General features: G+C 43.8%; 15 protein-coding genes. 13 read left to right on the top strand and 2 right to left on the bottom strand.

Annotated elements, in window-relative coordinates; translation table 11 throughout:
* Positions 1–437: 437 nt before the first annotated feature.
* From BM100_RS02205 to BM100_RS02180, 6 genes are all read left to right on the top strand, one after another.
* On the top strand, positions 438–1,649 hold the full coding sequence (locus tag BM100_RS02205; protein WP_092507521.1) for an aspartate aminotransferase family protein: 1,212 nt from the start codon (positions 438–440) through the stop codon (positions 1,647–1,649).
* 20 nt (positions 1,650–1,669) lie between these two features.
* On the top strand, positions 1,670–2,701 hold the full coding sequence (gene astA, locus BM100_RS02200) for an arginine N-succinyltransferase (protein ID WP_092507519.1): 1,032 nt from the start codon (positions 1,670–1,672) through the stop codon (positions 2,699–2,701).
* Between the two features lie 42 nt (positions 2,702–2,743).
* Positions 2,744–4,222: a succinylglutamate-semialdehyde dehydrogenase gene (gene astD, locus BM100_RS02195; protein WP_092507517.1), complete on the top strand. Its 1,479-nt coding sequence runs from the start codon at positions 2,744–2,746 to the stop codon at positions 4,220–4,222.
* Positions 4,223–4,473: 251 nt separating this feature from the next.
* On the top strand, positions 4,474–5,817 hold the full coding sequence (gene astB / locus BM100_RS02190; protein WP_092507515.1) for an N-succinylarginine dihydrolase: 1,344 nt from the start codon (positions 4,474–4,476) through the stop codon (positions 5,815–5,817).
* A gap of 45 nt (positions 5,818–5,862) precedes the next feature.
* Positions 5,863–6,870: a succinylglutamate desuccinylase gene (gene astE / locus BM100_RS02185; RefSeq protein ID WP_244590566.1), complete on the top strand. Its 1,008-nt coding sequence runs from the start codon at positions 5,863–5,865 to the stop codon at positions 6,868–6,870.
* Between the two features lie 36 nt (positions 6,871–6,906).
* A complete protein-coding gene (locus BM100_RS02180) occupies positions 6,907–8,331 on the top strand; it encodes an amino acid permease (RefSeq protein WP_092507511.1) in 1,425 nt (474 codons plus the stop codon).
* A gap of 204 nt (positions 8,332–8,535) precedes the next feature.
* On the opposite strand, the gene fes is transcribed toward BM100_RS02180, so the two are convergent.
* Positions 8,536–9,846 carry an enterochelin esterase gene (gene fes, locus BM100_RS02175; RefSeq protein ID WP_092507864.1) on the bottom strand — a complete coding sequence of 437 codons (1,311 nt, stop codon included), beginning with the start codon at positions 9,844–9,846 and terminating at the stop codon, positions 8,536–8,538.
* 347 nt (positions 9,847–10,193) lie between these two features.
* On the opposite strand from fes, the gene BM100_RS02170 reads away from it, so the two are divergent.
* The 7 genes from BM100_RS02170 to BM100_RS02140 all read left to right on the top strand — a co-directional run bounded on the left by BM100_RS02170 (position 10,194) and on the right by BM100_RS02140 (position 21,140).
* Complete coding sequence (locus BM100_RS02170) at positions 10,194–12,374, top strand: TonB-dependent siderophore receptor (protein ID WP_244590565.1); 2,181 nt, start codon at positions 10,194–10,196, stop codon at positions 12,372–12,374.
* 575 nt (positions 12,375–12,949) lie between these two features.
* Positions 12,950–14,707 (top strand): type VI secretion system baseplate subunit TssF, encoded by a 1,758-nt coding sequence (gene tssF / locus BM100_RS02165; RefSeq protein ID WP_092507507.1) that lies wholly within the window; start codon positions 12,950–12,952, stop codon positions 14,705–14,707.
* 34 nt (positions 14,708–14,741) lie between these two features.
* The gene (gene tssI, locus BM100_RS02160; protein ID WP_092507505.1) at positions 14,742–16,811 is read left to right on the top strand and encodes a type VI secretion system tip protein TssI/VgrG; all 2,070 of its coding nucleotides are present in this window, start codon (positions 14,742–14,744) and stop codon (positions 16,809–16,811) included.
* Positions 16,811–17,590, top strand: a complete 780-nt coding sequence (locus tag BM100_RS02155; RefSeq protein WP_244590546.1) for a DUF4123 domain-containing protein — start codon at positions 16,811–16,813, stop codon at positions 17,588–17,590. The genes tssI and BM100_RS02155 overlap by 1 nt, the downstream gene beginning before the upstream one ends.
* 21 nt (positions 17,591–17,611) lie before the next feature.
* Positions 17,612–19,516: a lipase family protein gene (locus BM100_RS02150; protein ID WP_092507503.1), complete on the top strand. Its 1,905-nt coding sequence runs from the start codon at positions 17,612–17,614 to the stop codon at positions 19,514–19,516.
* A gap of 6 nt (positions 19,517–19,522) precedes the next feature.
* The gene (locus BM100_RS02145) at positions 19,523–20,248 is read left to right on the top strand and encodes a hypothetical protein (protein WP_092507501.1); all 726 of its coding nucleotides are present in this window, start codon (positions 19,523–19,525) and stop codon (positions 20,246–20,248) included.
* Positions 20,249–20,351: 103 nt separating this feature from the next.
* Entirely contained in the window at positions 20,352–21,140 is a 789-nt protein-coding gene (locus BM100_RS02140; RefSeq protein WP_092507499.1) for a hypothetical protein, read from the top strand.
* A gap of 161 nt (positions 21,141–21,301) precedes the next feature.
* Here BM100_RS02140 and BM100_RS02135 read toward each other — a convergent pair whose 3' ends face one another.
* The gene (locus BM100_RS02135; RefSeq protein ID WP_092507497.1) at positions 21,302–22,372 is read right to left on the bottom strand and encodes a YiiG family protein; all 1,071 of its coding nucleotides are present in this window, start codon (positions 22,370–22,372) and stop codon (positions 21,302–21,304) included.
* Positions 22,373–22,611 lie beyond the last annotated feature (239 nt).

Genomic DNA, 22,611 nt, shown 5'->3' with positions numbered 1-22,611 from the left:
GTCAAAATCATGAATAATTATTGAACAATATTTGCCCGCCTTCATTATCTTCAATTCCATACTTATATTTGTTTATTTTTTTATGCATAAATAATGCATAAATTGAAAATAAGGTAAATTTTTTAAATTGTGAAAAACATCATAAAGTAAATCTGTTGTGATTTTATTGTGTTGACATTGTTAAATTCCACGGAGATTATGAGATTAAATACTAATCAAAAAGGATAAGAAAGATATTCCGAAAATGTCATTGAGACCGAAAAACTAACTTTTAAAACATGTGGTTTTAAATACATGTGTTTTTTAAAGAATTGGATTGTTTTTTTAAATAGCAGAAACAGTAATAGATAATTTAAATGAATCTATTAATTAAAAATTACATTCAATGATATATAAGTTTATTTTTCTTTTTCCTCCTATTATTTGAGGATAAGCAAATGCCAAACACGATCCAAAGAAGTTGGTTTGACCAGTATATGGTTCCTTGTTTTTCACCAGCAAAATTTATCCCGGTCAAGGCAAAAGGCTCGCGTGTATGGGATCAGGATGGTAAGGAGTACGTTGATTTTGCAGGCGGGATCGCCGTTAATTCATTAGGTCATGCCAATGATGAATTAAAGAATGCATTAAGTCAGCAAATGGAAAATATATGGCATATTGGTAACGGTTACACTAATGAACCTGTCTTGAAATTAGCAAAAGCACTGGTTGAAAATACATTTGCGGATAAGGTTTTCTTCTGTAACTCCGGCGCTGAGGCGAATGAAGCTGCATTAAAAATTGCCAGAAAGTATGCATTGGATAAATATGGCAGCCATAAGAACGAAATTATTTCATTTGAAAACTCCTTCCATGGTCGAACATTATTTACAGTGACTGTTGGTGGTCAACCGAAATATTCTCAGGACTTTGCCCCACTGCCACAAGAAATTAGCCACCTTCCATTCAATGATATTGACGCTATCAAATCTCATATCTCTGATAAAACCTGCGCCGTGATTGTTGAACCCATTATCGGTGAAGGCGGTGTTATTCCGGCTGATCCTGCATTTTTGCAGGCATTGAGAGAATTGTGTGACCAGCATCAGGCCGTGTTGATTTTTGATGAAATCCAGACCGGTATCGGCAGAACCGGGTATTTGTATGCCTATGAAGAAACAGGCGTCAAACCCGATATCCTGACCAGTGCAAAAGGCCTTGGCGGCGGTTTTCCGGTCGGCGTTATGCTAACCACAAATAATATCGCTGACGCTTTCCAACCGGGGACTCATGGCACCACATTCGGGGGTAACCCACTGGCTGCAGCCGTAGCCAATAAAGTTGTTGAACTGGTGAACCAGCCGGAATTTTTGGCAGGGGTGAAAGAGCGTCACCAAGAATATATCCGCCGCATGACCGAACTCAATCAACGCTATCAGGTATTCAGTGAAATACGTGGCAAAGGGTTGCTGCTGGGGGCTGAACTGCTTGAAAAATACCAAGGCAAGGCGAAAACACTGACTAATCTCGCGGCAGAAGAGGGATTGATTGCATTGATAGCCGGCCCGAATGTATTGCGTTTTGCTCCAGCATTAAACATCGGACAGCAAGATATCGATGATGGCTTCATGCGCTTGGAAAACGCCCTCAAGCGATTTGTACAGGAATAAAGCTGATTTGAGGTGATATCATGATGCTATTTAGATCCGTTCAACATGAAGATTTAGGCGATATCCTTAATCTTTCGTCCCGTGCTGGTGTTGGCCTGACGACGTTACCAAATAATCAGGATGTTCTGGCAGCACGGATTTCACGCAGCATTGATTCTTTCAACGATGCCAAGGGACGAGCACAACAAGGGTTTTTGTTTACTCTGGAAGACACGGAAAAGCATCGTGTTGTTGGTGTCAGTGCACTGGAGGTTGCGGTCGGGCTGGAAGAGCCTTTCTACAATTTTCGCGTGCACAAATCAGTGCGAGCCTCCCGTGAGCTGGGGGTTTATAACTCGTTTGAAACGCTGATTGTCGGGCAAGATTTTACCGGATGCAGTGAACTTTGTACGTTGTTCCTTGATTCCGATTACCAAGGGGGACGCAATGGCATCTTCCTTTCCAGAAGTCGTTTTTTGTTTATTTCCGCGTTCAGGCACCTGTTCCCAAAATCCATTTTTGCGGAAATGCGCGGTGTTGTGGATAAACAGGGGGAATCCCCATTCTGGAATTCCCTTGGGCAACACTTTTTCAACGTGCCTTTCTCAGAAGCGGATTATTTGACTGGCATCGGTTCCAAAACATTTATTGCTGAACTGATGCCATTCCACCCAATTTATGTCCCTTTGTTGTCAGAGGAAGCTCGCCAGTCTATCGGGCAGGTGCATGAAAAAACCATACCGGCTCGAATCATTCTGGAAAAAGAAGGGTTCGCCTATCACGATGCAGTCGATATTTTTGATGCCGGCGCCATTCTGGATGCGGAAATAGACAACGTTCGTACCATTAAAGCCAGCCGGCTTGCACAGGTCAAAAAGAGCACGCATGTCTCCCGCACCCAAGAGGGAGTCGAGTGCATCGTTTCTAACCTGCATTTTCAGGAATTTAAGGCACTTCTTCTAAAGATCCCTGAACCATTGGAAAGTGATGAACTTCGGCTGACTCCCGAAGAAATGGACGCACTTCAGGTGAATGATGGCGATTCGGTACGCTTTGCACCTCTTTTCTCTTAAGCGTTTCACTATTAAGCGTTTTCTCAGTTAAGGGTTTTCATAATGAATCATCAAGCAAATTACATAGGCGGCGAGTGGGTATCTGGGCAGGGCTTGCCTGTCATTAAACACTCCCCGGTTGATCAGGCGGTTTTATGGCAGGCAAATGGCGCGTCTGCCCGTCAAGTAGACGAAGCCTGTCTGGCTGCCCGCAAGGCATTTCCTGCATGGTCCAGATTAGCGGTTGAGAAACGCATTGCGATTATTCAGGCTTTTGCCGATCTCCTGACACAAGAAAAAGAAAATATTGCCCGGGTGATCAGTGAAGAAACCAGCAAGCCACTGTGGGAAACACGCACAGAAGTTCAGTCCATGATAGGCAAGATCGCGATATCCATTGAAGCGTGGGAACAACGGACGGGATATTCCGAAACCGCCATGCCAGACGGCAAAGCGATTCTGCAACATCGCCCCCACGGTGTCATGGCTGTTTTTGGCCCGTACAACTTTCCGGGGCATTTGCCGAACGGACATATCGTTCCGGCACTGATTGCGGGCAATGTGCTGGTGTTTAAACCGAGCGAATTAACACCAATGACAGCAGAAAAAACGGTGGAGCTGTGGATCAAGGCGGGTCTGCCATCCGGGGTGCTGAATCTGGTGCAGGGAAGTAAAGAGACAGGTGGGGCATTGTTGGATAGCCGTGAAATTGACGGAGTCCTGTTTACCGGCAGTGCGACGACCGGCTTCCACTTCCACCGCGTATTGGCGGGGCAACCAGAAAAAATGCTTGCGCTGGAGATGGGCGGCAACAATGCCCTGATTGTGGATGATTATGACGATCTCGATGCAGCGCTTTACACCATTATTCAGTCTGCGTTTATCTCCGCGGGGCAACGTTGCACCTGCGCCCGCAGATTGCTGGTGAAGCAAGATGAGAAAGGCGACGTGTTGATCCAGCGTTTGGTTGATGCTGCACGACAGATTGTTCCTGCGCACTGGAATGCCGAGCCACAACCGTTCATGGGAGGCGTTATCTCTTTGGCTGCCGCAGAAGGCTTGCTGGAAGCGCAATCCAAATTGCTGGCGTTGGGTGGGGTTTCCCTGCTTCCTCTGACACAGCCCGATCCCCGTTCCACCTTTATGACTCCGGGGATTATTGACCTCACCCATGTCAAGGGCGTGCCTGATGAAGAATATTTTGGCCCTCTGTTAACGCTAATCCGTTATGACACTTTCGACGAAGCTATTTCCATCGCGAATGATACACGGTTTGGGCTGGCCTCTGGGCTGATTTCACCTGATGCTTCCCTGTTCGATAAATTATTGCAGGAAGCGAGGGCAGGGATTGTGAACTGGAATAAACCACTGACAGGGGCATCCAGCAAAGCACCATTCGGCGGCATTGGCGCTTCGGGCAATCATCGTCCGAGCGCTTATTATGCCGCAGATTATTGCGCTTGGCCGATGGCTTCCCTGACGGCTGACAATGTTGTCATGCCTGAAACACCCGCTCCGGGGCTTGGTTTCTTTCGTTCTTAATTTTTCCATTCATAAATAGGATGTTATACACAATTAACTTCAAGTTGCAGGAAGCAGCTTATGTTCTCCCCGCAGCACGGGGAGAACATATACATAATGAATTTCAAGTTGCATCGCGGCGGCAAGAGAGTGAATCCCCGGGAGCATAGATAACTATGTGACCGGGGTGAACGAGCGAAGCCAACAAAGAGGCAGTTTGAAAGACGAAATGTATAAATGCATCTTAAAATATGACGGGTATAGAGGTGATTATGTCGGGAATTGAAGCAAATTTTGATGGCTTGGTGGGAATGACCCACAACTACGCCGGGCTATCAATAGGCAATGAAGCTGCCATGAATCATAAGGGGCAGGAATCCAATCCCCGTAAAGCTGCACTTCAGGGATTGATGAAAATGAAAGCGCTGTCTGATATGGGGTTGGTACAGGGAGTTTTGCCCCCTCAACAGCGCCCCAATCTTCCCGTATTGCGGCAATTGGGGTTTACTGGCAGCGATGAGCAAGTATTGAACAAAACGCTGCGCTATTCTCCTTCATTGCTGTCGAGCCTAAGCTCTGCCTCTTCCATGTGGACAGCAAACGCAGCAACGGTTTCACCTTCGGCGGACAGTGCTGACAGGCGTGTCCATTTTACGGTAGCAAACCTGAGCAACAAGGTGCACCGTTCGCTGGAAAGCACCTTCACATCGCAAGCATTGAAAGCGACTTTCCCTGACAAGGATCGTTTTGTCCATCATGATCCTTTACCGCAACATGCGGATTGGGGAGACGAAGGTGCCGCAAACCATAATCGTTTTTGTGGTGAATATGGTGAAGCGGGCATCCAGCTATTTGTGTATGGCCGTAAATCCTTGCAGGAAGGCGTCGAACCTAAACGCTATCCCGCACGGCAGACTCTGGAAGCCAGTCAGGCTGTAGCCCGCCTGCATCAGCTCGATGAAGAAAAAACGGTCTTTGCCCAGCAAAATCCGGTTGCCATTGATAGCGGCGTATTCCATAACGACGTGATTTCAGTCAGCAACCGCAACGTGTTTTTCCATCACCAGCACGCATTCTTGAACCAGCAATCAGTCATGGACGAACTCAGGCAAAAGATGGAGCGCCTCGGGCAAACATTGATTGCACTGGAAGTACCGGCTGAACAAGTCACCATTCAGGATGCGGTCGAATCTTACTTATTCAACAGTCAGTTGCTGAGCCAGCCTGATGGCAAAATGATGCTGGTATTACCGGAAGAGTGCCGTCAGAACCGCAATGTCTCAGACTATTTGCAGGCGCTGGTTTCCGAGGCTAATGCCCCCATCAACAAACTTCATTTTTTTGATTTGCGCGAAAGCATGCACAACGGCGGCGGGCCGGCTTGTCTGCGGCTTCGGGTGGCGTTGACTGAAACAGAGCTGGCGGCAGTGAATCCGGCTACTTTGATGACAGCAGAGCTATATCAGCGCCTGACGACGTGGGTTGAGCGTTATTACCGTGACTCTTTGTATGTGGCAGATTTGGCTGATCCTCAATTGTTGCGGGAAGTTTATGAAGCTCTGGATGAATTGACTCAAATTCTCAAGCTGGGTTCTATCTACGATTTTCAGCGTTAATCAGGAGATAAGATGGATTTACTGACATTACTGCTTGAAAAAAAGATGGATAGCCACCTTAACAGGGTTGAAGGTGACATTGAAAGCACGTTGCAGTTTCCGCCAAACATTAAGTCATCATGGCTGGCGGAAGGTGTCTTGCAGTTGATTCCCTTTTCGCAAGAACGTCAGTCGCAAGAAAGGGCAGCAAATCAACAGATTGATACATTAATCATTTCAGCCGGAATACACGGCAATGAAACCGCACCTATCGAGATACTTATCCAGTTATTGTCGCAATTGGCGCAAGGAAGCCTGCCATTGCGGCATAACCTGCTGGTAATTTTCGGCAACTTGCCGGCGATGCGTGCAGGTGTTCGCTATTTAGATAATGATCTCAATCGCATGTTTGGCGGCCGGCACCAGAATTTCCCGTCGGGAAATGAAACCAAGCGAGCGGTGGAGCTGGAAGAAGTGATTCGGCAATTCTTTCGTGAACCCGCAGTCATGTCTGCCAAGAAATGTTGGCACCTCGATCTCCATACTGCTATCCGCGGCTCTTGCCATGAACAATTTGCTTTATTGCCTTATCAGACTCGTGAGTATGCAGCGGATTTTTTACAGTGGCTGGATAATAGCGATATTGATGCAGTGGTATTTCACAACGCAGTGGGCGGGACGTTCAGCAACTTTACCAGTGAGCATTTCAATGCAGAAAGTTGCACATTAGAAGTCGGCAAGGCACTGCCTTTCGGGCAAAACGATCTGGCAAAATTCAGCAATATTGCGAAAGCATTGCAGGATTTAATTGCTGGTTCGCGGGAAATAAAAAGAAGTAAGTCGGCTCTCAAACGTTATCAGGTCGTTGATGCCATCATCAAACAGCACGACAGCTTCCAACTTAATATTCCAGAAGATACCAAAAACTTTACTGAATTACCGGAAGGTTTTGAGATAGCCAATCAGCAAGATCAATCCTGGCAAATCACGTCTCCTGCCAATTTTATTCTATTTCCTAATGCTCGTGTTGCCATTGGGCTAAGGGCGGGTTTATTACTGGCAAAGTTAACATAACCGAGTCATATAAAAAGAAAGTAGCAGAGGTTATTAATGACGCATTCATCGAAAACACCTGTGGAGGACTCCACAGGTGAGCAAAAACTGCACCGTGGATTAGGTAAACGGCATATTCAATTGATAGCTATTGGCGGAGCCATTGGTACCGGCTTGTTTATGGGGACAGGGAAAACCATCGCGGTATCAGGGACTTCAATTATTCTAACTTATCTATTGATTGGTTTTTTTGCTTTCATGGTGATGCGGGCGATGGGAGAGATGCTGCTCACTAAATTGGAATACCGGACATTCGCTGATTTTGTGGCAGATTATCTCGGGGATAAAGCCAGCTACTTTTTGGGCTGGACTTATTGGATGAGCTGGATAGTCAGTTGCATCGCGGACGTTGTAGTCTGTGGCGGCTATATCCAGTATTGGTTTCCGGACAGCTACCTTTGGTTAAGTGCCCTGTTTATTTTAGGCTTGATGTGTTTAAGTAACTTTTTTTCTGTGCGCTTATTTGGCGAAACAGAATTCTGGTTTGCCATGATCAAAGTGGTGGCGATAGTCGCTTTGATTATCGTTGGCATTGGCATGGTATTTGTGGGCTGGACTTCCCCCAATGGCGTGACAGCTTCTGTTCGTCATTTGACGGAGCCGGACGTATTTCTGCCGAATGGGTTATTTGGTTTCTTTGCCGGTTTTCAGATTGCTATCTTCTCTTTTACCGGCATTGAGCTGGTCGGGACAGTCACAGGAGAAACGAAAGAGCCAGAAAAAATCTTACCTAAATCCATCAATAGCATTCCCATCAGGATCATCATTTTTTACGTGCTCTCTATCATGTGCATTATTGCCGTGACTTCATGGCCACAAATTTCACCGGAAATCAGCCCGTTTGTGACACTATTTGCTTTGGCAGGATTACCTGCGGCAGCGGCAGTGATTAATTTTGTGGCGCTGACTTCGGCCATGTCTTCGGCAAACAGTGGCTTATATGCCTGTACTCGAATGTTGTATGGATTATCGACTGAAAAGTTGGCCCATCGTAAATTCGGGCGGCTTTCCATCAAGAGTGCCGTACCTGTTTTCAGTCTGGTGTTTTCCACTATTTGCATGGCAAGCGGGGTATTCCTGTTGTTCATTATCCCCGATGTCATGAAATTATTTACCATTGTTTCCACGGTTGCCGCGATTATGGTCATTTACAGTTGGTGCATGATCCTGCTGGCTTATCTGGCTTACCGTAAAAAACGTCCGGATCTGCATAAGGCATCCATCTATAAAATGCCGATGGGCATTCCGATGACATGGTGCACCTTAATATTTTTCGCCTTTACCGTTGTTATCATGATATTTGATTACGATACGCGCATTGCTTTGTATAGCACTCCGGTGTGGTTTGTCATATTGGAAGTATTGTGGCGGATGCGGAAAACACGGACACAAAAAAGAACACTGGATCAAATGACACATTAAATTCAACCAATGCACTGATACTGAATAAATGCAACCATCCGGTCATCTCACATAAATCCCGCCTGTCGTTGATAGGCGGGATACGAGGTTTCCTAAACTGCCCATCAGGGATGTTGGCGCCAGTTTGTTATCATTAGCCAATTGAATATCAAGATACTCGGTTATTCAAAACGGGTGAAAATGCATGAAGGAAATTTGGTCATTTCAACTTGTCTTATCAGACAACAGTAACCAGCCAAGGCCATCAATCAGGCCACCCCGCCAGCACAGCATGTCATGTCCACCATTAAATACCCGGTAATTTACATGGTGCCCTGCCCCTATCAATGCAGCATACATTTGGTCATTCACAAAATGAATATCGGCTTCACGGGAGCCTGCTTCCTGAAAGATTTTCAATGATGAAGGAGCGACTTTTTTATCAAGAACTTGCTGTGTCAACCAGCCCGGTTTATGTTCAGAAGATGACTGAAATTGCTGAACGATGGTGCTGTCAGGCCACCAAAAAGACCCTGATTGTGTGAGAACACACCCAAAACGTTGTGGCCAATGGAGTGCCGCATAGAGTGCTGATAAGCCACCATAACTTTGCCCTGCTATCACTGTTTGCGCCGGATCATCACTAAGGACAGCATATTGTGAGATTATCGGTAATAACTCGCCCTGAATTGCCTGCCAAAAATCAGGATTGCAAGGAAGTTCCTGCTCTCGGTAAGACATATCAATAGTATCAATCAAAAGCCAGATTGCTTCTGGTACTTGCTGTGCTTCAGTTGCTGTGTCAATCACAGGAAAAATAGGCATTTTCTCTGCCCAACTTAACCCATCCAGCAAAATAATAAGGGGGCGTGGATGCTCTGTTGCCTCTCCTGTGGAATAAAGCCAAACACGCCTTTGATTGTTGAGACGCTCACTATGCCAGTCCAAAAGCAAAGGCTTTTTTGGGTTAATTTGCGTTGTATTACTTGGAGCGATTGCGGCTTGCGCCCATATGGATTGATCGGGTGCATGCGGCATATGAATTGCCGATAAAAGCAAGCCATTCCCACTACGGTGGCAACTTTGCCGGTTTAACGGATCTGGAGTCGACAATGGAAAGAGCGAAATCCACCATTCACGCTGCTGCTGGTTTTTTTGTTTAATGTCTTGAGAAAAGTGGGGAGGCAAATACGCATCAGTCACAGGAATAAATCGGTAACTTCCTCTCCAGTCATCATCAAGGCTGACAGACCAATACCAAATATCCGTTTTAGGCAAGCGCTGTAAACACGGTGGCTGAGGCAGCCGATAACTGGTAATACTGTTAATCTCGATATAAACCCGATTTAACTTTGCAGTTTGTTCATTCCCATCAGGATCTCGCCAAAAAAATGTTGTTTTAGCCTGATGGTTGATAGCGGCTTCTATGATTGGCGTGCCTAAAGTCGAAATATGTTTCCACCATGAATCACAACCCGCCTGGGGATCGGCTAACAAATTATCTGCAGTACCTGATGGCTGAAATAGTAACTTCATCCCTTTGCTCTCTTTCAAAAGATTCGCTTTCAAAATATTCGTTCGCAAATCATGCACACGTCTGATATCGAAATTGTCGATACAATAATAATCATTAACAAACAATATTGATAACGATTGTTATTTGCAATATGATCCATAAGATTTATTAGTCGTAACTATTAAATGGCAAGGTTGCCGATTCACAACCAAAGGCAGAATGGCAAGAATCCTTACTATTCAGCTTAACGATAATGAGAAATATAAGATTTAAGTTACTTAATTGATTTTTAAAAACTTATATTCAAATAAGTCTATTTTGAGAGATGCAACACATGGTGCAGTTTGTGAATAAAAAAACGTTAAAAATGACAAAGCAAATCAAGAAAAAATATAACTATGATAAGTTACACTTAATACTGACTTCTACTTTACTGTTATCACCTTATGCGATGGCAGATAATAAAACGGCCAGTGATAGCGAAGATGTGATAATTGTCACCAGTTCAAATAATACGGGCAACGCGGCACAACATTTCGTCGAAACAGAAAGCGCTGCCGGTACCAAAAGTACGACTCCTCTCATCAAAACACCTCAAGCAATCAGTGTCATCAACCGCAACCAAATGGAAGCTCAGGGTGCCATGACAGTGGCTGATTCCCTGAATTATTCAAGCGGTGTTATCACTAATTACCGTGGATCTTCCAACCGCCATGATGAAGTCATTGTCCGTGGTTTCCGTTATGCGCCTAAATTCCTTGATGGTTTAAGTTATGGTGTAAATAGTGCCAACGGGACGACGGGCCAAATTGACCCTTGGTTTTTAGAGCGGGTGGAATTAGTACGCGGGCCGGCGTCCGTGTTATATGGCCAAGCCAGCCCTGGCGGGTTAATTAACATGACCAGTAAAAGGCCAACGGCACAACCCATCCACAAAATACAAATGAAAGCAGGAAACCAGAGTCTCGGCTCACTTGCTTTTGATTTCGGTGGGGCGCTCAGTGATGATAATTCCGTGCTTTATCGCCTGAATGGAGTGCTCAGTACCCAGAAACAGTTCGTCAAAGGCTATAAAAATGAACGTATCGCTATTGCTCCAGCATTGGCATGGACACCTAATGACAATACAACATTCACATTGTTAACCAGCTATCAGAACGATCCGAAAGCTGGATACCGTAACTTTTATCCTCGGTATGGCACCGTAACGCCTGTCAAGGATGCAGGTTATATGCCCTACAATATGAATCTGAGTGATCCCTCTTTTGATAGCTCCAGACGGGAACAAATGTCGGTTGGCTACATTTTTGAGCATGACATCAATGATATCTTCTCGTTCCAGCAAAACCTGCGCTACACCAAATCTGAAGATCGCTCTCAATACATGCTGTATTCTGCAGATAAGGGCGCAGAGCCTCCTGTCATAACTCGATTCGCGCAACGTGAATATAATGAATCCCAAGGGCTGGGCATAGATAACCAGCTGAAAGCGCTTTTCTCAACCGGTAATCTTGAACATAACGTAATCACTGGATTGGATTACAAATGGGTAGATAAACAAATCCACTGGAAACGTGACACAAAAAGGAATTACAGTTTCGATTGGTCAAATCCAGTCAGGGGTGTACACGTCAATGAAAGTGCACTGCTTTCTTTCGCGAACGATAAAAATAAACTCCATCAGCTAGGTGTTTACTTACAGGATCAACTGAGTTGGGATAACTGGAATTTAACCCTATCCGGCCGTTATGACTGGACTGAAACAAAGCAACATGATCTTCGCGATAAGGTATCACAAAATCAAAAAGATAATGCTTTTACCGGGCGGGCAGGTTTACTGTACGCCTTTGATAACGGTATATCGCCTTATATCAGCTACAGCACATCCTTTGAACCTAATTTGGATAGAGGTGATCCTGCAAAGCCTAGATTCAAGCCGATAAAAGGTGAACAGACTGAGATTGGTATCAAGTTCCAGCCTCAAAATCACAATACATTGCTAACGCTTTCTCTGTTTGATATCACGCAGGAAAACATGACTACCCGCAAACCGGGTGATAAATACAAAGAGCAAATTGGTAAAATTGGCTCAAAAGGGGCTGAAGTGGAAATCAACTCCCAGATTACTCCGGGAATTGAATTGATCGCAGCCTATACCTACACAGATGCCAAAATAAAAAGCGATAAAATTGCTTCACGCGTTAACAAAAAAGTTGCCGCTATTCCTGAACATATGGCTTCTGTATGGGGAAATTATAGTTTCAACCAAACTGCTCTGAAAGGGTTCACGTTGGGGGCTGGTGTTCGTTATATGGGGAGTGCGCCCGGTGAATTCGAAGAAAAATTCTATGTACCTGCCTACACCTTATATGACCTGATGGCGAAATATGATCTTGGCGAAGCCGCATCTCAGCTAAAAGGTGCCAGCGTAAAATTAAATGTGAGTAATTTAACCGACAAACACTATGTTGCTTCGTGCTCAAGAGACTATGTCTGTTTCTTTGGCAGTGGGCGCAGCATTGCTGCAACCGTAGAATATAGCTGGTAAGGCGAGAAATTTACTCATCTCAGTGGCAGAAATTAATTAATGATAATCGACATCATCATAAAAAATTTCTGCCATTGCCCATTGCCCATTGCCCATTGCAATAAAATACATTGCCATAATCAACGCGCCGCTTTAATCAATACGAATCAATATAGGTAGCCACTTTTATTTCCAGTCTGCATGAACAAGGTAATAGCAGGTTCATTGAATATCTATCCGTCATTCCTTCCCCCTCATTCCTGATTTAAAGATAATGTGATTTATTGTCCGTTTTATTGATTTCTTGCACAGGCTGTCACTGTGCACCGGGTATTTTTTACTTTGGAGGAATAGGGATTCTCGAATTTCAGGGCGGCCGACCAAAACACACCTATCTTAGTATTTTCTCCGGCATCAAGATACCGCGATTAAGATTCTTCCCAAATCATCAAAAAATTAAACTTCATTAAAGATATTAATTAATAATTTTATACAATACTTCACTGTTACATTTAATGCGCTGACTTTATGTAAATTTTAAGTTTAATCTGCTGATTGGTTATTTGTCAGTACATTAGGATAAAAAGAGAAAGCCAATGAAAAATAACCAGGAGTCCATGTATCTGCAGGAAAGAGCCTATCTGCGGGAACTGGCTCAACGCGTGGCGAAAGACTCGCCCCATCTGGCCGATTTTCTGTTTGCTGCCCATGATCCGGACATTGAGCGTGTTTTTGAAGCCTTTGCCCTGTTGATGGCCAACTTGCGGCATAAAATTGAGGATGATTTCCCCGAAATTACCCACGGCATTCTGTCCCGTATCTGGCCGACGGCCCTGAGCCCCATTCCGCCCACAACCATTATGCAATTTCAGCCCATTGACGGCGAACATCAGGGCACCCTTGATATCCCGGCAGGCACCCCTGTTTCCGCTGACGTTCACGGGCAGTTGCTCACGTTTAAAACCTGCCGCCCCCTGCATATCGAACCGCTTATCGTGCGGGACAGGGCGGTGAAAAAAACCGGCACCCACAGCGAAATCGTGCTGACGCTTTGCCAGACCGGCATTTCTTCTCCGGTCTGGCAAAGCGGGGCGCTGTCTTTTTTCCTCGGTACGGATAATGCGAAGGCAGCGCAATTAAGCCTGTGGCTGGACGAGCATATCTGTGAGATGCGCATCAGGACACAGGACGAACAGCGCACACTGCGTGGTTTTCCGTATGGCTGGCACAACCTGTTCGACACCCCCATTTTGCCGATGGAAAAACGCACTTATGCGGGCTTGCAATTGTTGATGGAATATTATGCCTTGCCCCATTTGTCCAACTTTGTGACGGTGGATATCCGCGACAGTTGCCGGGCAGTGCCGCTCAATGCCGACGGCAGTTTTGAGCTGATTTTTCGCTTTGACGGTGAGTTGCCGCTGGAGGATATCAATGAGGCCTTTAGGTTGGGCTGTGTGCCCGCCATTCATCTGGAAACCCTGACCAGCCAGCCCCTGCTGTTGGATAAGGGCAACCATCGTTACCCCTTGTCCCTCGGTGAATCTGTGCAGTTGTATCGGCTACACGATATTCAAGTGGTGCAGCAACCCGATGAAACCCAGCAACGGGGCTCTCCTTACCGTTATCTGCCCATCGACCAGTTTACGCCGTCAACCCCTGAACTGGCGGAAGCGGGGGAGCCGGACACATTTTATTACCTGTTCCAGCGTGAGCGGGATTTACTGGGCACGCTCACGAACCGGTTGCATTTTTTTGACCTGCGCGGCAAACCGGCCGGGCACTTGCCTGCCCTGCGTGTGGCCGGTGATTTTCTCGGCTACCACACGCAGGCCTGCACCTTAAAACCAGGTGACATTACCGTCACCCAAGAAGGCTCGCCTGCCCATCTCAACGTCCACAATATCCTCCCGGTCTCTGACGATTATCCGGCCCTGTTGCAGGGCAATGCCGGCTGGTCATTGCTGTCCTGCCTCTCCAGCCCGCCGGTGTTGCTCTTTGCCACCGACAGCCTGAAACAGTTTCTCCGCCTGTTTGACGCTTATCCCGAACTCAATCGCCCACTCAGCCGCCATATCCGCCGACATATCGACGGCATTGTCCGGGTGGAAGAGCACCTGACTGACCGCATGAAACGCGGTCGCCCCGTGCGCGGGCACGGGGTCGGGCTGACGCTCAACCCGGATTGTTATGCCAACGCGGGAGAAATGTACCGCTTCTGTCGGTTAGTCCATGAAGCGATGGCGTGTTTTATCAGCCAGTCCACCTTCGTCAAATTGGATGTGTCTACCCCGGACACGCGCGGCACGTTGTGGGCGTTCAGGGAAGTCTACGGCGCGCGCCGGGAGATGTAAGCCATTGACTCATCACAACAAGGAGTAAAAAGATATGATGAAAAATCTTATTGATAGGCTGCCTGCCGCCAAAAGTGGCTTGCGGTTTACGTTTCAGGTTGCGGGGGTGCCCGACGAGACATTCAGCGTGGGGGAATTTTCCCTGCAGGAAGGATTATCGGAGCTGTTTACCCTGAACCTGACGCTGGTCAAAACCCATTCCCTGAATCCGTTCAAGCCGCTGGACGAAGTGGATTTAACGGCTTTGCTGATGCAGGAAGCGGTGTTGCAAGTTTTCCACGGCGTACACCTGCAACGCAAAATCACCGGTATCGTCTCCCACGCGGATTGGGTCGGCACCGACGGCAATAAAACCCTGTACAGCCTGACGGTGCGCCCGGCACTCTGGCGGCTGACGCTGAATCAGGAAAGCCGGATATTCCATCAGCAAAATGTGCCCGCCATCCTGACGGATTTGATGAAAAAACATCATGTGCGGGCGGATTCAAAACTCTACGACCCCCACCAAGACCGGGAGTACGTGACCCAGAAACGCGAATCCGATTATGGGTTTTTCAGCCGGTTGGCCGCGGAAGAAGGTATCAGCTTTTGGTTTGAAGATGAAAAGGCCTTTTTCAGCGACAGCCATTTGGGGATGACCGCCGGACTGCCATTGACCTACAGCCCGCAACCGGAAACCGCCCACGGCATCGATACGATTTATCAGGTGCGGCTGGGGGTCGGCATGAGTCCGCAACGCAGCCTCCATAAAGACTTTAACTATGACAACCCGCGCTATCACCTTTCGCATATGCACAGCAGCGAAGGCTTCCGCGATTTTGGCACCCAGACCCCGTATACCGTATTTGAAAGCTACGGGCGTTTTCAGAAAGATGCCGCCGCCAAACCGTTTCTCAAATACCGCCATGAAGCGCTGGATAACCAGAAAAAGACCGGCAGCGGCAGCAGTAATTGCATCAAGCTGATGCCGGGTAAAATCTTTGAAATCATCAGCCACCCGCATGCCCCGCTCAATGCCCGCTGGCAGATTGTCGGCATCAGCCATCACGGCCGCTGCCCGGAAGCACTGGGCGATAACGGTGGCGACGGCACCACGCTTTCCAACCAGTTCAGCTTTATCGACGGCCTGGCCGACTGGCGCCCGCCGTTCCATTACAAACCGCTGGCGGATGGCGATGAAACCGCCACGGTGGTGGGCCCTGAAGGGGAAGAAATCTTCGTCAATAAAGACGGGGCGATAAAAGTCCATTTCCACTGGAACCGCTATGACAAAGCCGATGACGGCGCGTCCTGCTGGGTACGCGTGGCCCAGGGCTGGAACGGCAACGGCTTTGGCTTTATGGCTATTCCCCGTATCGGGCAGGAAGTCATTATCGCTTACCTCAACGGCGATATTGACCGCCCGATTGTGACGGGGTGTGTCTACAACGGCCTGAACCGCCCGCCGCTGGACTTGCCGGCGCAGAAAACCCGCACCACCTTCAAAACCAAAACCCATAAAGGCAAGGGCTTTAACGAACTGCGGTTTGAGGATGCGAAAGGCAGTGAGGAAATTTACTTCCACGGCCAAAAAGATTTCACCGCCCAGATTGAAAACGATGCCCTCTGGCATATCAAACACGACCAGAAACAGCGTATCGACAACAACCGCTATCACGAGATACTCGCCGATGACCATCATCAGGTCGCCGGTTCGCGCAAAATCACCACCGAAGGGGATGTTTCCCACCGGATAGCCGGCAGTCAGCATATCCAGACCGGCGATGCCACCGTGATTGACAGCGGGCAGGAAATCCACCTGAAAAGCGGCGGCAAGGTGGTATTGGAAGCCGCGGCAGAAATCACCCTGAAAGTCGGCGGCAGTTTTCTCAAAGTCACACCGGGCGGGATTTTGTCTTCACCGATTAATGTCGGGCAGGGTTCCGCCGGCAGCGGGCGTGGAGTTTCACTGCAACTTCCGGAGGGGGTAGAACCGCTCGCACAAGTAGGGCAACTTCCGATGGCAGAAGCACTCCCGGTAACCGAATTTTCGGCTAAACCACCTTGTGCCATCCTTGCACAGCAAGAGGAAAACTGGGTTATCACCGGAGTAGAGGACGCATAATGGAATCGACTAATTGGAAAAGTTGGCTGTCACATCAGGACAGAGGGGAGTGTTATTTTCTGGTCAATAATCTGGCCGACCCGAACCCTGTTCAGCTCTTTTACCTTAATGGCTGGGCAGAGCAGGCATTTCCGCTCTACAGCGGGACGCCAATGAATGCCATGCTGGAACAAAGCCCGTGGCTGATTCAACCCAAAACAAAATGCCTGCCGGAATTGGCTCTGTTGTTGGATAAGCACGAATTTAGCGATAACAGTTGGGGTTGGGGGTATCGCAGTACCTTGCCGTGGTCATTTCAGTTAGAGCACTGGCGGTTACATCAGCAAGTCTTGCTGCGTGGCCGCGTGGTGGTTCTGCGCCTGATGGACAACCGTATTTTCACCCCCTTACTGCCCGCTCTACAGTCCGGCGATTGGCGTGAACTCTTAACTCCAGTCAATGAGTTAATGATTGATACACCCGAACCACATTGCTATTACCGGCCGGAAAACTGCCCTCAAGAGTTGGCAGAGAGTTTATTTGTATTGGGTGAGCATTTGATCGAAGCTCGTTATGCAACTGATACCGCCCTCAAGAATTTGGCCTACTCCTTAAATTGCCAGCTTTGGGAAGAAAATGCTGAATTGGCACTGAAACTGGATGAGCCGGAAGGGCAATTGCAAAACAGTCTTGTTATGTGGTTGAAGCAGGCGAGAGATGAAAAACAGAATCTGAATAAATTTACCGTTGAACGTTTTATAACAGATAACCAACAGATTGCATCTAGCAAAGAAATTTAAAACGAATTTAGGAAAAAAAGAATGGGCCAATTAGAACCGACAGATTGTATTGATTGCCAAAATACACTAAAACACTGGATTGAATTTCAGCTTGTGGATGAACAGGGCAAGCCATTGATTGGAATACCTTATAATCTAATGAGTATGGGCAATAAAAAAGATATCCGTACAGGTGTTACTGATGGTGAGGGATTTTTACGGGAAGAGAATTTGCCACCAATGCAAGTGATACTTTGGACTGATGCACAAAAACTCGCTGATGAAATGGAACTCAGGCCATTAAGAACTGTGCGTGGGCCATTAGGTTCAAAAGTTCGATTTGATGCTCAAAAGCAAGGGCACTCTTATCACTATGTTAAGATTGGTGACCTTTGTGATAAAGCACCTCAAATTGAGAGCTGGAATGAAGAACAACTTCCTAACTATCACTTCCCAAATAATAAATTTCACGGATTTAGGGCTGCATTTGTTAATACTCGTTATGTATTGGAAATTTGTCCTTTCCGTGCTTGGCTATTGTTATTGCACCATCAAAAAGAGTATTCACTGGTGAATGCTTATAATCAGGGTTTAATGTCAGTGTTGGTTTATGCGAATGCAAAAGATAATGGAAATGATGAAACAAAAGAATACAGTGGTTCTGTATTTCATTTCTTTAAAGACCAACTTTTAGACTTATCTCGTTTACCTAACCAAATTGAACAGAAGCAATTCCAACCTATTGTATATGATGCACCTTTTCGTGAACGTTATACTCGTGTTGAATTTATAGATACAGGTAAAGAGTTAGACACGCAGTTGTTTTATGTGGTTAATAATAAAGATCTAATTATCAGTTGGCGGGGAACGGCGCAAGGGCAGGATTTTTGGACGGATTTAGAATTTAAACCGATACAATTATCTGAAAAATATCTCAATAAAGGAAAAGTCCATAAAGGATTCTGGCAAGCCTTTATGGCAGTAAATAATATCAAAATAGAAAGTGAAAATAAAAATGAAGATAAAGATAAAGCAAAAAAAATAAACACCTTTGAAGATATAAAAGCATTAGCCACAGATAAAAATGTTTTTATCTGTGGTCACAGTTTAGGGGGAGCATTAGCTTTACTCCATAGTGCTCAACTAAGAATTCATAATCCTTGCTTGTATACTTACGGAATGCCTAGAGTATTAACCTATAGTGCAGTGATGGAAATTAATAATATTATTCACTATCGCCATGTTAATAAAAACGATCCTATCCCAACAGTACCTTTTGAAAGAGACATGGATAATTATTTTTTTCAAAACAATTTGGATTTTGATGGATACCATCTTGAGGCTATATTACTTCCAATGGAAATGATACTTCCTGAAAAAACAAAAAAATTTATTGAGAACACAAAATCAAAAGAAGTATTTTTGCATCAAGGAAAAATGATTCATTTCTATAAAGGCCGGACAATAGAAGAGAATATTTTTTTGTTGGGTGAGAAATATACTGAAACTGAGTTGTACTTAGTTCCCTCTTTATTACCAGGAGAATTAGCTAAAGAGGGTTTTTTCCCTATAAATAAACAACCTATGCAGGTTGAACAAATTAGGACACGTCTTGATCTACTTTATATTTTAGATCATCTTAGTGGAGATTATATGGAATTCATAAAAAAAAGAATCCTTGAACTCTGTATTCCTAAACACAATACAACCTACAAAGAAGATAAACATAGATTTGAAAATGCAACAGAATTTGAAAATAAACATAAGCAGAAGTTTATAACTGGTAATAAAATAAATTCAGATAAATTTAAAAATAACGGTAATAGCTCTATGCTCCAATATTTTTTACGTTTGGATCAACAGCTAGAATCCACCTTATTAATCAGTGAAAATACTGAGGAAGGAAAACGTGCTTTAAATTATTATATTATGTATAATAAGGATTGATTTAATATGAAATTAATAAAACTTCTTCTCATTTATTCATCAATCCCATTTATGGCTGGGTGTGATGAGATTTTAAACAAAAAACTTGATAAACATTTCCCTCTAAATAAAAAAAACAGCGGACAAGCAATTATTGTATCAGGTACAGTACCTATCAATACTGAACCAAAATTGAGTGTTCGATATATATCCAATACATGTACCGCAATGCATTTAAACTCCGACTTTATTCCTACAGGGAGAGATGCTTGGAATCATAGTGAGGAATGGGATGTTCAATATAAAGATAGCAATAAATTTGAAACAAAAATCCCCTTAAATGGAGGGGGCTGGTGTGATTGGGAACTAAGTAATATAACTATTGGTCTTATTTATACTCAGCATCCACTTGCAAAAAAAGATACAAAATTTTATGAAAGTGGACTTATATCTGTATATATTAACGATATGGATAGATCACGATACTCTAGTGAAATAAATGTCGAAAATAAAATAGATTACACACCTATTTTTTCCACAGAATATGAAGAATTTATAGGGGATTCTTCTAATATAACCTTCTTATCTCCTAAAGGTAATTATAAATACCGTCTTAAGCTACACTCAAACAATGATGGGTATGTTAATTACAGCCCAAAATTGGATGCTTCTGATATCCGAAAGGTATTTCACAATGGTAAAAAAAAATGGACTGAATATCCTAATGGAGAAGTTAAGTATGAAAAAAAATAAATTAGCTGTAACCATGTGAGATAATTGTAATTTAAATTATTAATATACTTGATTTTGTCATGTTTATTTCAACAATAAAGCAGGTACACTATGAGCGAAACTTATGAAAATTAAACTAACACTATTCCTTGGATTATCAATATCTTTACTATCTGGATGTGATTTAGTTCTAAATACGATTACAGATATTAAAGATGAATTAATCAACAAAATAGCACCATTTAATCCACCAGCTACTTCTAAATGGATTGAATTTGAAGGAATTCTACCTAAGAACACTAAACCTAGATTAACCATTGAATACATATCCAATAAATGTTTGAATTCTAAATTTTCTTTTAGTAGCTCACCTTATAATGTATTCATGACCCCTAAACATCATTACGTAAATGACATAAATATTTCAGCAGATCCAACCACAAGAATTTTTAAGAAAAAAATCCCTATTGATGGTGGGGGCTGGTGTGATTGGAAAGTTAAAACTATTAATTTAGCATTAGATGCTAATAATCAGAATTATCTAGGTAAAGGTGCCGAGTTAGCTGCTGGAGTTGGCATTAATGTAACTGTGATTGATCATGACGACATTCAAGAATTACCAAAATATATAAATGATAACATTATTTATAATACAATTATATATCCATTTTTAATTGAATACCCAGACAAGTCAAATAAAATAGGTTTATATGGAAAAACTGGTGTTAGTGAAACGAAATTTCAGTTAAAACTTAATGAAAATGAACAGGGGAAAATTAGTTACAATCCTATTTTAGATGAGTCTAAAATGCCAATAATAATTATTTCAGAAAATGAAGAGCAATCAAAGGTTGTATATCCTAGTGGTAGAATAGAAAAAGGAAAGAGACTTAATTATGATTTGATAAAATAAATTATTATTGAATTTATTGAAAAATAAAAATCATAATGCACTCAATTATTAATTGAGTGCAAAACAAAACGAATGAACCAACTATATCCATCGAATAGATAACCCAATGACTCTGAGCAAGCAGAGCCATTGTTAATTTTAATTTAGCAATATAGTTATAATTACAATCTGTTAAATTGATCAATAAAACGGTTGTATTTATCTATCAGTTTACCGACAGATCCCTCTACCATCCATTCAGAATTAGTACCTAACTGCCTTTTCTCAAAATCGGTGTAAGAAACATTGTCCCTAACTCTACGAATACGTTCTTTTGCCGCTTTAACATAACTATCAATTTCTCTGAATAGAGCATCATACCCCATATAGGAAGTACCCCCTTCATTTTTAAGTTTTGTCACTAAAGGGAGGGCGCTTTTAACTTTATTTTGCAATTCAGCGACCATCGCTAATGCTTGAGTCGTATCAAAAGTATCGCCTTCTATCATTCGATTGATTTGTTTGGCATCAATTAAAATTGCCAGACTATAATAATCCAACGTTAAACCATTCTCTTTTTCTATATGTTGTAAGAAGGTTATTTGGCGTTCGTCACTGATCTTTTCAATAGATTGAGAAAATTCGGCAGATACGGATTCAAATTTTTGATAACCCGCCATTAAGTGATGATGATTTTCTTTACCTTTAGAAAAATTATCATCTTTATAATCTTCCTGATCATAATAATCTGCAAGTAGGTTGATTTCTGGTACGAGTTTTGCTGATGACTCAATGTAGTTAACTGCAATACTGTCAATAGCCTTTAGTTCTGGTTTCATCTCTGCAACTTTTTTAATTTCACTCAGGCAATTAGTGACTCTCTCTTGAGTGACGGGATAGATACCGTAAACAATTCTTTCATTTCCGGTAGGGCCTTTTCCCAAATCATTAACCCAGCTGGTATAGCGGACAATACTACTGTGAATAGATTTATCCAATGAGTTATAGCACTTAATATATACATTCATTTTTTCCGAAATCACCTGCTCAAGGTTTTGAACGGGTTTATTTCTATCTTCTTTAGTCTGATGTTCAACATGTTCTGTTGCAGAGGAATGTTGTGAGGTTTCAGTTAATGATGAAGAGGCTGGTTTTTCTTTCTTTTTATCACATGCAGATAGCGCCAGTACAATACAAAGCGCCATTATTCCTTTCTTCCATTTGTCATTACTATTATTTAAATTCATTGCCATTCACCATACCTTATATAACTTTTTTTAAAGTATACAAAATACCTTTTGAAAAAAATCATTTCAAGGTAATACGATAATAAGTTTTAAAATTAAACGATTGAATTAATATTCCGTACCGCTTTGAGGAATAAAATCATTCATATAATTATTGCAATGCTTTAAATGTATTATTTTAATGAATATATTGCTGTCTCTTGATTTTTAATGTTTTCAAGAGACAGAGTTTTCATAACGGAAAA

The sequence above is a fragment of the Xenorhabdus mauleonii genome, assembly GCF_900113945.1.
Lineage (GTDB): Bacteria > Pseudomonadota > Gammaproteobacteria > Enterobacterales > Enterobacteriaceae > Xenorhabdus > Xenorhabdus mauleonii.
Note: the sequence above shows the minus strand (reverse complement) of the source record. Positions and strands in the feature narration are given on the sequence as shown.

What these genes read in the sequence shown, in the direction of transcription:
- BM100_RS02205 (WP_092507521.1), top strand. Translation starts at nt 438, where the DNA reads ATGCCAAACACGATCCAAAGAAGTTGGTTTGACCAGTATATGGTTCCT.
- astA (WP_092507519.1), top strand. Translation starts at nt 1,670, where the DNA reads ATGATGCTATTTAGATCCGTTCAACATGAAGATTTAGGCGATATCCTT.
- astD (WP_092507517.1), top strand. Translation starts at nt 2,744, where the DNA reads ATGAATCATCAAGCAAATTACATAGGCGGCGAGTGGGTATCTGGGCAG.
- astB (WP_092507515.1), top strand. Translation starts at nt 4,474, where the DNA reads ATGTCGGGAATTGAAGCAAATTTTGATGGCTTGGTGGGAATGACCCAC.
- astE (WP_244590566.1), top strand. Translation starts at nt 5,863, where the DNA reads ATGGATAGCCACCTTAACAGGGTTGAAGGTGACATTGAAAGCACGTTG.
- BM100_RS02180 (WP_092507511.1), top strand. Translation starts at nt 6,907, where the DNA reads ATGACGCATTCATCGAAAACACCTGTGGAGGACTCCACAGGTGAGCAA.
- fes (WP_092507864.1), bottom strand. Translation starts at nt 9,846, where the DNA reads ATGAAGTTACTATTTCAGCCATCAGGTACTGCAGATAATTTGTTAGCC.
- BM100_RS02170 (WP_244590565.1), top strand. Translation starts at nt 10,194, where the DNA reads ATGACAAAGCAAATCAAGAAAAAATATAACTATGATAAGTTACACTTA.
- tssF (WP_092507507.1), top strand. Translation starts at nt 12,950, where the DNA reads ATGAAAAATAACCAGGAGTCCATGTATCTGCAGGAAAGAGCCTATCTG.
- tssI (WP_092507505.1), top strand. Translation starts at nt 14,742, where the DNA reads ATGATGAAAAATCTTATTGATAGGCTGCCTGCCGCCAAAAGTGGCTTG.
- BM100_RS02155 (WP_244590546.1), top strand. Translation starts at nt 16,811, where the DNA reads ATGGAATCGACTAATTGGAAAAGTTGGCTGTCACATCAGGACAGAGGG.
- BM100_RS02150 (WP_092507503.1), top strand. Translation starts at nt 17,612, where the DNA reads ATGGGCCAATTAGAACCGACAGATTGTATTGATTGCCAAAATACACTA.
- BM100_RS02145 (WP_092507501.1), top strand. Translation starts at nt 19,523, where the DNA reads ATGAAATTAATAAAACTTCTTCTCATTTATTCATCAATCCCATTTATG.
- BM100_RS02140 (WP_092507499.1), top strand. Translation starts at nt 20,352, where the DNA reads ATGAAAATTAAACTAACACTATTCCTTGGATTATCAATATCTTTACTA.
- BM100_RS02135 (WP_092507497.1), bottom strand. Translation starts at nt 22,372, where the DNA reads ATGGCAATGAATTTAAATAATAGTAATGACAAATGGAAGAAAGGAATA.